Source organism: Vibrio taketomensis, assembly GCF_009938165.1.
Taxonomy (GTDB): Bacteria; Pseudomonadota; Gammaproteobacteria; order Enterobacterales; family Vibrionaceae; genus Vibrio; species Vibrio taketomensis.
Genome location: NZ_AP019649.1, coordinates 2,288,434 through 2,303,947, shown reverse-complemented (window position 1 = coordinate 2,303,947; position 15,514 = coordinate 2,288,434). Strand labels below are relative to the sequence as shown.

Annotated in this window: 12 protein-coding genes and 1 pseudogene; all 13 read left to right on the top strand. The window is 44.9% G+C overall.

Going from position 1 to position 15,514, the window contains the following annotated elements; genetic code table 11:
* The first annotated feature begins 13 nt into the window (after window positions 1-13).
* A complete protein-coding gene (rseP, locus tag Vt282_RS20630; protein WP_232055050.1) occupies window positions 14-814 on the top strand; it encodes an RIP metalloprotease RseP in 801 nt (266 codons plus the stop codon).
* An 11-nt stretch (window positions 815-825) separates the two neighbouring features.
* A pseudogene (gene bamA / locus Vt282_RS10610) lies at window positions 826-3,242 on the top strand (outer membrane protein assembly factor BamA).
* A 15-nt stretch (window positions 3,243-3,257) separates the two neighbouring features.
* Window positions 3,258-3,767 carry an OmpH family outer membrane protein gene (locus tag Vt282_RS10605; RefSeq protein ID WP_162045745.1) on the top strand — a complete coding sequence of 170 codons (510 nt, stop codon included), beginning with the start codon at window positions 3,258-3,260 and terminating at the stop codon, window positions 3,765-3,767.
* A 6-nt stretch (window positions 3,768-3,773) separates the two neighbouring features.
* Complete coding sequence (gene lpxD / locus Vt282_RS10600) at window positions 3,774-4,805, top strand: UDP-3-O-(3-hydroxymyristoyl)glucosamine N-acyltransferase (RefSeq protein ID WP_162063346.1); 1,032 nt, start codon at window positions 3,774-3,776, stop codon at window positions 4,803-4,805.
* Window positions 4,806-4,952: 147 nt separating this feature from the next.
* Window positions 4,953-5,405 carry a 3-hydroxyacyl-ACP dehydratase FabZ gene (fabZ, locus tag Vt282_RS10595; protein WP_162063345.1) on the top strand — a complete coding sequence of 151 codons (453 nt, stop codon included), beginning with the start codon at window positions 4,953-4,955 and terminating at the stop codon, window positions 5,403-5,405.
* A 3-nt stretch (window positions 5,406-5,408) separates the two neighbouring features.
* Window positions 5,409-6,197: an acyl-ACP--UDP-N-acetylglucosamine O-acyltransferase gene (lpxA, locus tag Vt282_RS10590; protein ID WP_162045748.1), complete on the top strand. Its 789-nt coding sequence runs from the start codon at window positions 5,409-5,411 to the stop codon at window positions 6,195-6,197.
* An 87-nt stretch (window positions 6,198-6,284) separates the two neighbouring features.
* Window positions 6,285-7,436 (top strand): lipid-A-disaccharide synthase, encoded by a 1,152-nt coding sequence (lpxB, locus tag Vt282_RS10585; protein WP_162063344.1) that lies wholly within the window; start codon window positions 6,285-6,287, stop codon window positions 7,434-7,436.
* The gene (rnhB, locus tag Vt282_RS10580; RefSeq protein WP_174855840.1) at window positions 7,430-8,053 is read left to right on the top strand and encodes a ribonuclease HII; all 624 of its coding nucleotides are present in this window, start codon (window positions 7,430-7,432) and stop codon (window positions 8,051-8,053) included. Before lpxB ends, rnhB begins: the two co-directional genes overlap by 7 nt.
* A gap of 43 nt (window positions 8,054-8,096) precedes the next feature.
* The gene (gene dnaE / locus Vt282_RS10575; protein WP_162063342.1) at window positions 8,097-11,576 is read left to right on the top strand and encodes a DNA polymerase III subunit alpha; all 3,480 of its coding nucleotides are present in this window, start codon (window positions 8,097-8,099) and stop codon (window positions 11,574-11,576) included.
* Window positions 11,577-11,613: 37 nt separating this feature from the next.
* Entirely contained in the window at window positions 11,614-12,573 is a 960-nt protein-coding gene (accA, locus tag Vt282_RS10570) for an acetyl-CoA carboxylase carboxyl transferase subunit alpha (RefSeq protein ID WP_162045752.1), read from the top strand.
* Window positions 12,574-12,718: 145 nt separating this feature from the next.
* Window positions 12,719-14,029 (top strand): tRNA lysidine(34) synthetase TilS, encoded by a 1,311-nt coding sequence (gene tilS / locus Vt282_RS10565; protein ID WP_162063341.1) that lies wholly within the window; start codon window positions 12,719-12,721, stop codon window positions 14,027-14,029.
* A 158-nt stretch (window positions 14,030-14,187) separates the two neighbouring features.
* On the top strand, window positions 14,188-14,526 hold the full coding sequence (gene glnB, locus Vt282_RS10560) for a nitrogen regulatory protein P-II (protein WP_006711670.1): 339 nt from the start codon (window positions 14,188-14,190) through the stop codon (window positions 14,524-14,526).
* Between the two features lie 139 nt (window positions 14,527-14,665).
* Entirely contained in the window at window positions 14,666-15,514 is an 849-nt protein-coding gene (locus Vt282_RS10555; RefSeq protein WP_162063340.1) for an endonuclease/exonuclease/phosphatase family protein, read from the top strand.

Genomic DNA, 15,514 nt, shown 5'->3' with positions numbered 1-15,514 from the left:
AACACCAGTAACGATGGACATCTCGAACTGGCAATTTGATCCAGACAAAGAGTCTGCTATGTCTGCGCTTGGGTTTAAGCCTTATACTCCCGAGATCTCCACACGTTTGGCACAAGTGTCTGCAGGTGGTGCAGGGGAAAGTTCGGGTCTGATTGCAGGCGACAGAATTGATGTAATTAATGGCGAAAAGATAGATAGTTGGCAGCAAATCGTTGATGCGATTCGTGGTAATCCGAATAAGTCACTAACCTTTGATGTGATTCGTGATGGGCAAACATTGTCTCTCACTTTGGTACCGCAAAGTAAAGCATTGAGTGACGGTAGCGTGATTGGCTTTGCCGGAATCGCTCCTGAAGTCGCAGAATGGCCGCAAAACTATCGATTCGACCTGCAATTTGGTGTATTTGAATCTATCGGCAAAGCAATTGATAAAACGGGTCAAGTGATTGGTCTTACCATGACTATGCTGAAAAAATTGGTGGTTGGTGATGTTGGCTTAGAAAATTTGAGTGGACCGATTTCAATCGCCAAAGGCGCGGGTACAACCGCTGATTATGGTCTGGTTTATTTTCTTGGCTTTCTTGCACTAATTAGTGTCAATTTAGGCATTATAAACTTGGTGCCACTACCAATGTTAGATGGCGGACACTTACTATTTTTGCGATTGAAGCGATCATTCGACGTCCCGTCCCAGAAAAAATTCAGGAAATGGGCTATCGATTTGGCGGCGCAATCTTATTTGCTCTTATGGCCGTGGCTATTTTTAACGACTTTGCACGTTTATAACGTGATAAAAGGTTGTAGTAAGGAATAACTAAAACAAATATGGCGATGAAAAAAATTCTGTTGGCAACGTTATTGGCAACAAGCGTTTCTGCAAACGCGGAAGACAGTTTTGTAGTACAAGATATTCAAGTTGAGGGCTTACAGCGCGTAGCTCTTGGTGCTGCATTATTGAAAATGCCAATTCGTATAGGGGATACGGTTAGTAACCAAGACGTAGCGGACATCATTCGAGCATTGTATTCAACAGGAAACTTTGAAGACATCAAGGTTTCTCGAGATAACAATGTTTTGGTTATTCAAGTTACTGAACGCCCAACAATTTCAAGTATTTCATTTTCCGGCAACAGTGCGATTAAAGAAGAGCAGTTACAAGAAAACTTGAGTGCTTCTGGCATTCGAGTTGGTGAAGCACTAGATCGCACCACACTGTCTAATATTGAAAAGGCACTAGAAGATTTTTACTACAGTGTGGGTAAATATAACGCGACCGTTAAAGCTGTTGTTACACCACTACCACGTAATCGTGCTGACCTGAAGTTTGTTTTCACAGAGGGTGTATCAGCGAAAATTCAACAGATTAACTTCATTGGTAACAGCGTCTTTACTGACGAAGAGTTGCTATCACGATTTAATCTAAACGCGAACGTATCGTGGTGGAACTTTTTGTCTGATGACAAATATCAGAAACAAATCCTATCGGGCGATATTGAAGCATTACGCTCATACTATTTCGACCGTGGCTACTTGAAGTTCCAAGTAACCTCTACTCAAGTTGCGATTTCACCGGATAAAAAAGGCGTGTATATCACCCTGAATATCAATGAAGGTGAGCAGTACACAGTAGACGGCGTAAGCTTCCGCGGTGATTTAGCGGGCAAAGAAGCAGATTTTGAGCGCTTGGTTGATTTTGAAGATGGTGAAATTTATCGCGGCTCTCAAGTCACAGCGCTTGAAGAGGGGGTTAAACGTGTATTGGGCGAAGCTGGTTATGCTTACCCTCAAGTACGCACTATTCCTGAATTCAACGATGAGACTAAACAGGTATCATTGGTGATTAACGTCGAGCCTGGTCAGCGTATCTATGTGCGTGATATCCGTTTCACAGGAAATAATTCTACTAAAGATGAAGTTTTGCGTCGTGAAATGCGCCAGATGGAAGGCAGCTGGCTTAACGCTAAAGCGATAGAAACCAGTAAAGCGCGCTTGAACCGCTTGGGCTTTTCGAAACGGTTGATGTTAAGACGATACGAGTACCTGGCAGTGAAGACCAAGTGGATTTGGTTTATTCCGTTAAAGAAGCGAACTCAGGTAGTATCAACTTCGGTGTTGGTTACGGTACGGAATCGGGTGTAAGTTTCCAAGTTGGTTTGCAACAAGACAACTTCGCAGGTACGGGTAATCGCGTTGGTATCAATGCAATGATGAACGATTACCAGAAAAACTTAACTCTTGAGTATCGTGACCCATATTGGAACCTTGATGGCGTGAGTTTGGGCGGTAAAGTGTTTTATAACACTTTTGAGGCGTCTGAAGCAGGCATTGTTGACTATACCAATGAAAGCTATGGTACAAGCCTGACTTGGGGTTTCCCATTTGATGAACTTAACCGCTTTGATTTCGGGTTCGGCTATACTCATAACAAAATCGGTAACGTGCCAGAGTACGATCAGGCAGAGAAATTTGCCGCAAGTATCGGCCAACCCGATGGTGATATCGTTACAAACGATTTTGATATCAGTTTGTCATGGACCCGCAACAACCTAAACAAAGGTTATTTCCCAACCGCAGGTAGCTATCAACGTGCCAGCTATATGATGACAATTCCGGGGTCGGATGCGAAATATTTCAAATTGCAGTACGATGTACGTAACTATATTCCATTAACCAAAAAACATGAGTTCTCGTTATTAATGCGTGGACGTATTGGCTATGGTAATGGCTACGGAAAAACGGATGGTAACGACAACTTGTTCCCATTCTATGAAAACTACTATGCGGGTGGTTTTACCACGTTGCGTGGTTTTGCATCTAATGGTGTAGGCCCTCGAGCGGTATATACCGACCAAGGTAATATTCCGGGTGCATCTTGTGGTAGTAATGGTTGTGTGACAACTACTGATGATTCAGTGGGTGGTAACGCGATTGCATTAGCGAGTTTGGAGTTGATTTTCCCAACACCATTCGTTTCAGAAGAGGCGCGCAATCAAATTCGTACCAGTACTTTTATTGATGCAGCGAGTGTGTGGGATACCGAGTTTAATTATCGTGAAGGGGTGACAAGTGATCCTCGTTACTATGATTACTCTGACCCAACTAATATTCGCGCATCTTACGGTGTCGCACTGCAATGGATGTCGCCAATGGGACCATTGGTATTCTCAGTAGCTAAACCAATTGAAAGTTATGAAGGTGATGATGAGGAATTCTTCACTTTCACAATCGGCAGAACCTTCTAATTAGAGGAATTTATAGTGAACAAAACGATGAAAGCGGCTGGTCTAGGCCTTTTGGTATTGACGTCTTCTCTTGTTGCTAATGCAGCTGAAGCCGCACAGAAAATTGCGTACATCAATACGGCGCAAGTATTCCAAGCACTTCCTCAACGTGAAGCCGTTGCTCAGCAAATGCAAAAAGAGTTCAAAGATAAAGCCGATGAACTGAGAGCAATTGAAGCTGAAGCGAAAACTAAAATTGAAAAGCTTCAACGTGATGGTGAGCTTCTTGGCCAAGATGAAGTTGAAAAGCTTCGTATTGAAATTGGTCAACTTGACAGCAAATACAAAATTAAAGCTCAAGCTCTAGAGCAAGCTTCAGCGCGTCGTGAAGCTCAAGAGAAAGCGAAACTGTTCCAAGTTATTCAAAAAACAGTAAAAGAAGTTGCAGAGAAGAAAGGCTATGACATGGTAATCGATGCTTCAGCATTGCAGTACTCTAAGCCTGAATACAATATCTCTGAAGATGTAATCAAAGCACTAAAATAATACTTTATGAAAACACTAACATTGGCCGAATTGGCAACAATTACTGGGGGCGAGTTACATGGTGATGCTAACGCAACTGTAACCATGGTAGCTCCAATGGACAAGGCGCAACAAGGTCATGTGACTTTCTTGTCAAATCCAAAATACGCAAAGCATTTAGCTGAGTGCCAGGCTACTGTCGTGATGGTAAAAAATGCTCAACTCGAGCAATGCCAAGGTAACGCGCTAGTGGTTGATGATCCTTATGTGGCATTCGCTAAAGTAGCTCAAGCGCTAGATACGACACCGAAAGCTGCAAGTGCGATTGCTCCATCCGCAGTGATTGCTGAAACTGCGAAACTAGGTGAAAACGTCGCAATTGGTGCCAACGCTGTGATTGAAGATGGCGTTGAGCTTGGTGATGGTGTTGTCATCGGTGCGGGCTGTTTTATCGGTAAAAATGCAAAAATCGGTAGCAATACTCAGCTTTGGGCTAATGTTAGTGTGTATCATGAAGTGCAAATCGGCAGCGATTGTTTAGTACAATCCAATACTGTGATTGGTAGTGATGGTTTTGGGTACGCGAACGAAAAAGGGGAGTGGATTAAGATCCCTCAACTTGGTTCAGTGCGTATTGGCAACCGTGTAGAAATCGGTGCGTGTACCACTATCGACCGTGGTGCGCTAGAAGATACCATTATTGCTGACAATGTGATTATCGATAACCAAATGCAGATCGCTCATAACGTAGAGATCGGATATGGTACAGCGATGGCTGGTGGTACGATTGTCGCAGGTAGTACCAAAATTGGTAAGTACTGCATTATTGGTGGTGCAAGTGTACTTAATGGCCATATCGAGATTGCTGATGGTGTCACTATCACGGGTATGGGTATGGTAATGCGTAGCATCGATGAGAAGGGTATCTACTCATCGGGTATCCCTCTGCAAACCAATAAAGAGTGGCGTAAAATGGCGACTCGCGTGCATCGTATTGATGACATGAACAAACGCCTAAAAGCGGTGGAGAAGCAGTTAGAAGACAGCGCTGATTCCTAATCCCCTTTTAAGGAAAAGACTCGCTTAGGGCGGGTCTTTTTTGTCTCTTGGGCTTTTGTTGACGATCTGATACTTGATCAACATAGCATCAGACGCATACTTGAGTATAATGCCTGCCAGATTAGCATTCAAAATAGGACTATGATTTTGACGACAGAAAAGAAATCGATGAACATTACTGAAATTCAGGAATTGTTGCCACATCGCTACCCATTCTTATTAATTGATCGCGTGACGGATTTTGAAGAAGCGAAGTATCTGACTGCGATTAAAAATGTCTCTGTAAATGAGCCTCAATTTACCGGTCATTTTCCTCAGCTTCCTGTATTTCCAGGTGTGCTAATTCTTGAAGCGATGGCGCAAGCGACAGGCCTTTTGGCGTTTAAATCGTTTGGTGCACCATCGGGTAATGAACTTTACTATTTTGCAAGCGTAGATAACGCAAAATTCCGCAAACCAGTGACGCCTGGCGATCAAATGGTGATCGAAGTTGAGTTTGTTAAAGAGCGTCGCGGCATTGCTGCTTTCTCTTGTTCAGCGAAAGTTGATGGAGAAATAGTATGCTCTGCTGACCTAAAATGTGCTCGTCGAGAATTTTAATTTATGATCCATGAAACGGCTCAAATCCACCCAATGGCGGTGGTTGAAGAAGGTGCAAAAATTGGCGCTAACGTTATCGTTGGTCCATTTACCTACATCACGTCAAATGTAGAGATTGGTGAAGGCACTGAAATCATGTCGCATGTGGTGATCAAAGGTCACACCACAATCGGTAAAGAGAACCGTATTTTTCCTCACGCAGTGATCGGTGAAGAGAACCAAGATAAGAAATACGGTGGTGAAGATACTACGGTAGTGATTGGCGATCGTAACGTTATTCGTGAAGCGGTACAAATCCACCGTGGCACGGTGCAAGACAAAGCGACCACTGTGATTGGTAACGATAACTTGCTATGTGTTAATGCTCACGTTGCACATGACGTTATTGTTGGTAACCACACTCACATTGGTAACAATGCGATTCTTGGTGGGCACGTAACCGTTGGTGATTATGCTGGCGTAATGGCGCTATCAGCGATTCACCCATTCTGTACGGTTGGCGCATACGCATACGTTGGTGGTTGTTCTGCGGTGGTGCAAGACATTCTGCCGTACGTACTTGCTCAAGGTAACCACGCTTCACCATTTGGTTTGAACTTGGTTGGTTTGAAGCGCAACGGTTTTGAAAAAGCAGAACTGCGCGCGTTACAAAAAGCGTACAAAGAGATTTACCGCTCAGGTAAAACTCTGGAAGAAGTGAAGCCTGTTCTGGCAGAGATGGCGCAAGAGTGGTCATCAATTGAGCCAATGCTGAAAATGCTTGAATCAACAGAACGTGGTATTATTCGCTAAGCGTTTAAGCACTTAAACTCGAGTAATTTAAAAGAGATCGCAGTGTAGAGCTGCGGTCTTTTTGTTTTTAGGCTGGGAAATTTATCAATGGAAAGACCGTTAAGAATTGGTATTGTCGCTGGAGAGTTGTCTGGAGACACTCTAGGTGAAGGCTTCATCAAAGCGATTAAGCAGCAGTACCCTGACGCTGAATTTGTTGGTATTGGTGGACCCAAAATGATCGCTCAAGGCTGCCAATCTCTGTTTGAGATGGAAGAGCTTGCCGTTATGGGGTTAGTGGAGGTCTTGGGTCGTCTGCCGCGCCTGCTCAAAGTCAAAGCCGAATTGGTTAAGTATTTCACTGCCAATCCACCGGATGTATTTGTTGGTATTGATGCACCAGATTTCAATTTACGTCTTGAGCTTGATCTTAAAAATGCGGGCATTAAGACCGTACATTACGTGAGTCCGTCAGTTTGGGCATGGCGCCAAAAGCGCATTTTTGGCATCGCTAAAGCGACCAATCTCGTGTTGGCATTCCTACCGTTTGAAAAAGCGTTTTACGACAAATTTAACGTCCCGTGTGAGTTTATTGGTCATACTTTAGCTGATGCGATTCCAATGGTCTCCGAGCAAGCGCCAGCGAGAGAGTTGCTTGGTTTAGAGCAGAATAAACGCTGGCTGGCAGTATTACCTGGCAGTCGGGGCAGCGAGCTTAATATGTTGGCTGAGCCTTTTATTCAGGCTTGTAAGCTATTGCATGCGAAAGATCCTGAATTAGGTTTTGTGGTAGCCCTAGTCAATCAAAAGCGTCGTGAGCAATTTGAAGCTGCGTGGCAACAATTTGCACCTGAGTTGGACTTTAAACTTATCGATGATACCGCGAAGAACGTGATTACTGCAGCCGATGCGGTGATGCTCGCATCTGGTACGGTTGCTTTAGAGTGCATGTTAGTAAAACGCCCGATGGTAGTGGGGTATAAAGTGAATGCCTTTACCGCCTTTTTGGCGCGTCGCATGCTTAAAACTAAGTATGTATCACTACCTAATATTCTTGCTGATGAGTTATTAGTAAAAGAATTCTTGCAAGAAGAGTGCACACCAGAAAACCTGAGCCAAGAAGTTGAGCACTTGCTTGGTGAGCAAGGTCAGCAAATGGTCACTCGTTTTACTGAAATACATCACTGGATTCGCAAAAACGCCGATCAGCAAGCCGCGAATTCCGTACTGAATTTAATTGGAAAGAAAGAGTCATTATGACCAAAGAGAAAAAAGAGTTACCACCGTTTGAATACCCGCAAGGTTATCAGCTCATTGCTGGTGTGGATGAAGTTGGCCGCGGTCCCTTAGTCGGTGATGTGGTGACTGCTGCGGTTATCCTTGATCCAAACAATCCAATTGAAGGTTTGAATGACTCGAAAAAGCTAAGTGAGAAAAAACGCTTAGCACTTCTACCTGAAATTCAAGAAAAAGCACTGGCTTGGGCAGTAGGGCGTTGTTCTCCAGAAGAGATCGATGAGCTTAATATTCTTCAAGCAACGATGGTCGCAATGCAGAGAGCGATTGCCGGTTTACAAGTGCAACCTGATCTTGCGCTGATTGACGGTAATCGCTGCCCAGTATTGCCTATGGATGCGCAAGCGGTAGTGAAAGGTGACTTGCGTGTCGCAGAGATCAGCGCCGCCTCGATCATTGCCAAAGTGGTACGTGACCAAGAAATGGAAGAGCTTGATAAGCAATATCCGCAGTTTGGGTTTGCTAAGCACAAAGGCTACCCAACCAAAGCACACTTCGAAGCCATTGAGCAGCATGGTGTGATTGACCAACATCGTAAAAGTTTTAAACCAGTAAAAAAAGCGCTCGGACTCGAAGAGTAATCGCGTAGAATAGTCAGTTAAGCGTTAAAGCCGGAAAGTATTAATGTCAGATCCAAAGTTTATTCACCTTCGTGTTCACAGTGATTTCTCCATGGTGGATGGCCTGTCAAAAGTGCCCCCTCTCGTGAAGAAAGTTGCCGAAATGGGCATGCCAGCGATGGCATTGACCGATTTCACTAACCTGTGTGGCTTGGTGAAGTTCTATGGTACAGCGCACGGTTGCGGTATCAAACCCATTATCGGTGCAGACTTTGTGATGCAAGCCCCCGGGTTTGGTGAAGAACTGACGAAACTAACCGTATTAGCCGCAGATAATGTTGGTTATAAAAACCTAACCTTGCTGATTTCAAAAGCTTATCTTCGTGGTCATGTTCAACATCAACCAGTGATCGATCGCGAGTGGTTAATTGATTTAGCCGAAGGTCTGATTCTGCTTTCGGGCGGAAAAAGTGGTGATGTGGGTAAAGCGCTACTGAAGGGTAACCAAGTATTAGTCGAACAATGTGTTGATTTTTATCAGCAATATTTTTCCGATCGTTACTACCTTGAATTGACTCGTACCGGCCGTGCCGATGAGGAGAGTTATCTCCATTTTGCACTTGAATTGGCCGAGCAAAAAGATCTGCCTGTAGTTGCCACCAATGACGTGGTAATCCTCAATCAAGAACAGTTTGATGCTCATGAAATTCGTGTTGCTATCCATGATGGTTACACACTAGAAGATCCACGCCGACCAAAAAATTACAGCCCACAGCAGTACTTGCGTAGTGAAGCAGAAATGTGTGAGTTGTTTGCTGACATTCCTGAAGCGCTAGAAAACAGTGTTGAGATTGCTAAGCGTTGTAACGTCACAGTGCGCTTGGGTGAATACTTCCTGCCAGCTTTCCCAACCGAAGGGATGGAAGAGACTGAATTCTTAGTGATGAAATCACGAGAAGGTCTTGAAGATCGTCTTGAGTTTCTTTTTCCTGATGAAGAAGAAAGACTCAAACGTCGCCCAGAATATGATGAACGTTTGGAAGTCGAGCTTAAAGTAATCAACGATATGGGCTTTCCTGGTTACTTCTTGATCGTAATGGAGTTCATCCAGTGGTCAAAAGATAATGCGATTCCGGTTGGTCCTGGTCGTGGTTCGGGTGCGGGTTCGTTGGTGGCGTATGCTCTTAAGATCACCGACCTTGATCCGCTTGAATATGACCTGCTGTTCGAACGTTTCCTTAACCCAGAACGTGTATCCATGCCCGACTTCGACGTCGACTTCTGTATGGATAAGCGTGACCAAGTAATTGATCACGTGGCAGAAATGTACGGTCGTGATGCGGTATCACAGATCATTACCTTTGGTACTATGGCGGCGAAGGCGGTAATCCGCGACGTAGGTCGTGTACTTGGTCACCCATTTGGCTTTGTCGATCGTATCTCAAAATTGGTGCCGCCTGACCCAGGTATGACGCTCGAAAAAGCCTTTGCAGCTGAGCCAGCATTGCCAGAGTTGTATGCTGCAGATGAGGAAGTCAAAGAGCTGATCGACATGTGTCGCATCCTTGAAGGTTGTACGCGAAATGCCGGTAAACACGCTGGTGGTGTGGTTATCTCACCAACCACGATTACCGATTTTGCGCCAATCTATGCTGATGCGGAAGGACACTTCCCAGTTACGCAATTTGATAAGAATGACGTTGAGACTGCGGGTCTGGTTAAATTCGACTTCTTGGGTCTGCGTACACTGACTATCATTGACTGGGCGTTAGGGTTGATTAACCCGCGCTTAGAGCGCAATGGCGAAGCGCCAGTGCGCATTGAGTCAATTCCACTTGATGACTCCGCCTCGTTCCGCGTACTACAGAATTCAGAAACGACTGCGGTATTCCAGCTAGAATCGCGCGGTATGAAAGAGCTGATCAAGCGACTACAGCCTGACTGTTTCGAAGATATTATTGCATTGGTGGCTTTGTTCCGCCCAGGTCCATTGCAATCGGGCATGGTAGATAACTTTATCGACCGTAAACACGGCCGCGAGGCGATCTCTTATCCAGATGAAAAATGGCAACATGAGTCGCTCAAAGAGATCCTCGACCCGACTTACGGCATCATCCTGTATCAAGAACAGGTAATGCAGATTGCACAGGTACTGTCTGGTTATACCCTTGGTGGTGCGGACATGCTGCGTCGTGCGATGGGTAAGAAAAAGCCAGAAGAAATGGCCAAGCAGCGTGCCACCTTTGAAGATGGTGCTGTGAAGAATGGCGTCGACGGTGAGTTGGCGATGAAGATCTTCGACTTGGTAGAAAAATTTGCAGGCTACGGCTTTAACAAATCGCACTCAGCTGCATACGCATTGGTTTCTTATCAAACGCTTTGGCTGAAAACCCACTATCCAGCAGAATTCATGGCGGCGGTAATGACCGCGGATATGGATAACACCGAGAAAGTGGTCGGTTTGGTCGACGAGTGTTTCCGTATGCAACTCAAGGTGCTGCCACCAGATATTAACGCCGGTTTGTACCGCTTTAATGTTGATGAAGACGGTGCCATTGTTTACGGTATCGGTGCGATTAAAGGTGTCGGTGAAGGTCCGATTGAAGCGATTTTAGAAGCGCGTAATAAAGATGGTCACTTTAAAGATTTATTCGATTTCTGCGCACGTATCGACCTTAAGAAAGTTAACAAGCGTGTAATCGAAAAACTGATTTATGCAGGGGCACTAGACCGATTGGGGCCTCATCGCGCAGCTTTGATGGCATCGCTAGATGATGCAGTAAAAGCGGCGAGCCAGCATCACCAAGCAGAAGCTTTTGGTCAGTCAGACCTGTTTGGTGTGTTGACCGAAGCGCCAGAAGAAGTTGAGCATAAATATACTAAGGTGCCACCATGGCCGGAAAAGGTTTGGCTTGAAGGTGAACGGGAAACTCTTGGCCTTTATTTGACCGGGCACCCAATAAATGCCTACATAAAGGAACTTGGTAAGTACACCAGTTGTCGATTAAAAGACGCAACACCAACCAGACGAGATCAATCGGTAACAATTGCTGGTTTAGTGATAGCGTCTCGTGTGATGACGACTAAGCGTGGTACACGCATTGGTATCATGACGTTGGATGACCGTAGTGGTCGTATGGAAGTGATGTTGTTTTCAGATGCATTAGAAAGGTATGCAGAACTGATTGAAAACGATAGAATTCTAGTAATATCTGGACAGGTCAGCTTTGATGATTTCAATGGTGGCCTTAAAATGACCGCGCGCGAGGTATTGGACCTTGGCGCCGCACGTGAAAAATTTGCTCGCGGTCTTTCTGTTTCGGTGAGCGAATCGCAAATCGACAGTCAGTTTTTTGAAAACTTTAGCCGCGCTCTAGAGCCGCACCGAGCAGGGACTATTCCTGTTCACGTATACTACCAACGTCACGATGCACGAGCACGTTTGACCTTAGGTACTGAATGGCGAGTAACGCCGAGCGATGCTCTATTAGATGATTTAAAACAACTACTTGGTTCAGACCAGGTAGAACTCGAATTTAACTAAATTTGGCACTTGTTGCCGAATCAAAAAGGATCGATAGATGAGCCTAAACTTTTTAGAATTTGAAAAGCCTATCGCAGAACTTGAAGCCAAAATCGAAGCACTGCGTGGTGTATCTCGCCACGGTGGTGAAGCGGGCGTTGATCTTGAAAAAGAGATCGAACAACTGGAGAAGAAAAGCCTCGAGCTTAAAAAGAAAATCTTCAGTGATTTAGGTGCGTGGGAAACGGCTCAATTAGCTCGTCACCCTTTACGTCCATACACGCTAGACTACATTGACAACATTTTTACCGAGTTTGATGAATTGGCTGGTGATCGCCACTATGCCGATGATAAAGCGATTGTTGGTGGTATGGCGCGTCTTGAAGGTCGCCCTGTGATGATCATTGGCCACCAAAAAGGTCGTGAAACTCGTGAAAAAGTGAAACGTAACTTTGGTATGCCTAAGCCTGAGGGTTACCGCAAAGCGCTACGTTTGATGCAAATGGCAGAGCGTTTTAACATGCCAATCATTACCTTTATCGATACTGCAGGTGCATACCCTGGTGTGGGCGCAGAAGAGCGTGGCCAATCAGAAGCGATTGCGATGAACCTAAAGGTTATGGCAGGCTTGAAAGTGCCAGTCATTTGTAACGTGGTTGGTGAAGGTGGTTCTGGTGGCGCACTGGCAATTGGTGTTGGTGACTACGTTAACATGCTGCAATACTCGACTTACTCTGTAATCTCACCAGAAGGTTGTGCATCAATCCTATGGCGTGATTCTGATAAGGCGCCACAAGCTGCTGAAGCTATGGGCCTTATCGCTCCTCGTCTAAAAGAGCTTGAGCTAATTGACGAGATTATTGAAGAGCCGCTAGGTGGTGCTCATCGTAATCACAAACAAACCGCTGAAAACATGAAACAAACACTATTGCGTCAGCTAGAAGAGCTGGAGCAATTTGATGATGAAGCCTTAATGGCGCGTCGTTATCAGCGTCTAATGAATTACGGTTACTGTTGATCCCTGCCTAATCAGAATTACAACGTTGTTGTCATTCCGATTAGTAGAGAATAAATGAGTAAAAAAATAATGAAGGGTTGAGCTTGGGCTTAACCCTTTTTTTTAATGTAGAATAACGGCTAATCACTTATTGATGCTTTTCCCTATGGACTCGTTATATTCCCTATTTTGTAAAACGCTGGCACAGAGTCAGCCACAAAAAGTTGTGTTGGCCTTAAGTGGTGGTGTCGACTCAAGGGTATTGCTTGATCTTCTTAGTCAGTACCGACGTGATACTGGCAGCGATTGTCTGGCGGTGCATGTGCATCATGGTTTGAGCCAAAATGCGGATAGTTGGGCACAACAATGCCAAGCGTGGTGCCAAGATGCCCAAATTGAGTTGGTGGTGGAACGGGTTGAGTTAGCATTAACAGGCCGCAGTATTGAAGAAAGCGCACGAGAAGCACGGTATTTAGCTTTAGCTAAGCATATTGAGGTTGGTGATGTGCTGCTGACTGGTCAGCACTGTGACGACCAATTAGAAACCTTTTTACTGGCAGTTAAGCGAGGAAGTGGGCCGAAAGGTTTGTCTGCAATGGCCAAAACCATGCCTTTTGCGCGAGGAAAGATAATACGTCCATTACTTACAGCTAGCCGTTCTGACATCGAGTGTTACGCTAACAGTAAAGGGTTAAATTGGGTTGAAGATGAGAGTAATCAAGATACTCGCTTTGACCGTAATTTTATTCGCCATCAAGTCGCACCTGTGTTGCAGCAGCGCTGGCCGCATTTTAGTAAAGCGGTGCAACGCAGCAGCGAATTGTGCGCCGAGCAGGAAGCATTGCTTGAAGAGTTATTGAGTGAGAAATTACAACACGCCTTAGTTGCCGATGAGCGCTTATCGATCGACGCGTTAGCGGCGCAAAGTGAGCGAGTCCGTGGTCAATTAATTCGTATGTGGTTCGCTAGATTAGGTCAAAAGATGCCAAGTCGAGATCATCTTAACAAGATATGGTCTCAGGTAGCGCTGGCCCGTCAGGATGCCAATCCGATCCTCAATTTATCACAGGGACAGATTCGCCGTTCAGGCGGTGATTTATATTGGCTAGAGACAGTGAAAGACATTTCAACCTGGCAGCGAGATATAGGTTTGGAGCAAATTGTTGAACTACCAGAAGAGTTGGGAACGCTACAATTAAGAGCTTCGATATTCGGGCAACTGTCTGCAGCCGCATTGTCTGATGGAAAGCTACGAGTGATGTTTAATCCCGAAGGGTTAAGTGCGCACCCGAGCGAGCGAGGCCATAGCCGTAAGCTTAAAAAGCTATTTCAAGAATATGGCGTACCCAGTTGGCAGCGCCGCCGTTTACCCATATTGATGTGTGGTGAGCGAGTGGTGGCGATTGCTGATTTATTTGTCGATCAGGCCTTTGTCGGTAATGATTACCAGTTAGTTTGGTTGAAACCAAGTGAATGATAATCACAAACGGATTGAATCAAGCCTGAGTTCTGAGACTCAGGCTTTTTATTAGTAGGGCTTTTTGGGATAATATCCCATTAGCTATTCAGTGGCTGAGAACGAAATAATGCCGTTTCAGCAAATGCATCAAACCAACGTAAGTGTAAGGGATGAACATGAAAAAAATTGAGGCGATCATTAAGCCTTTTAAATTGGACGACGTGCGAGAAGCTTTAGCAGAAGTTGGCATCACTGGTATGACAGTATCAGAAGTGAAAGGCTTTGGTCGTCAAAAAGGTCATACTGAGCTTTACCGTGGTGCAGAATATATGGTGGATTTTCTGCCAAAAGTGAAACTAGAAATCGTTGTTACCGATGAAGTTGCTGACCAGTGTGTTGATACCATTATCGAGACAGCGCAAACGGGCAAAATTGGTGATGGTAAAATCTTTATCACTAGTGTTGAGCGTGTTGTTCGCATTCGTACTGGTGAAGAAGACGAAGACGCGATTTAGTATCAATAAAAGAGCCGTATGGCTCTTTTGTTTTATCCATGCTCTTTAAGAGCCCTGAGGCTCGTGGAGAGTGGTAACCTAGGCAAAAGGATGAGTCTAAGATAAGCTGAATAAAAATAGGATCAGAGAAATCCACACAATGAAGAAAAAAGTTCTTATCGGTTTGCCAATCATTATTGGCGCAGCCACCTTGCTTGCTTACCACACCATATTTACTCTCCCAGAACAAGCTCAAGTCTCCACGCTTTCTGCGCAGGTGAATACTCCAGAGCTCGCTTGTTACAACAACGCCAAGCCTGTAGCGATCGACAATGATGGCAAATTGAACGTGTTGGTGTGGAATATCTACAAACAAAATCGTAGTGATTGGCAGACTGCCTTGACGCACCTAGCGAAAGATAAACAACTATTACTGCTACAAGAAGCCAGTCTGACACCCGCGTTGCGAACTTGGATCGATAACGGCAAATGGAGCGGCAATATCGTCGATGCCTTTAAAGCTTTTGATACATCGGCAGGGGTGCTCAATCTTGCCCATCAATTACCCAAACAGGCATGTGCATATACCGAAATGGAGCCTTGGCTGCGTCTTCCTAAATCAGCGATTTATGCCACTTACGCGTTATCCAATCAGCAAATTCTTGCCGTAGTGAATATTCACGCGATTAACTTTACTTATGGTACTGAAGAGTATTATCGCCAGTTGGATCAGTTAGCGACAGCTCTGGCAAAACACAATGGGCCAATGATTGTGGCTGGGGATTTCAATTCTTGGAGTCGAGAGCGTTTGCAAGTGATGAAGTCATTGTTGGATAAGTTAGGAGTAAAAGAAGCGGTTTACACGCCTGATCATCGCAAACAGTTTATTAATGGTTTACCACTTGATCATTTGTTTTATCGTGGGTTAGTGCTAGAAAAAGCAAAGGCGCCAATCTCTGACGCCTCTGATCATAATCCAATGGAAGTTTCTTTTCGTTTGCTAAAGTGA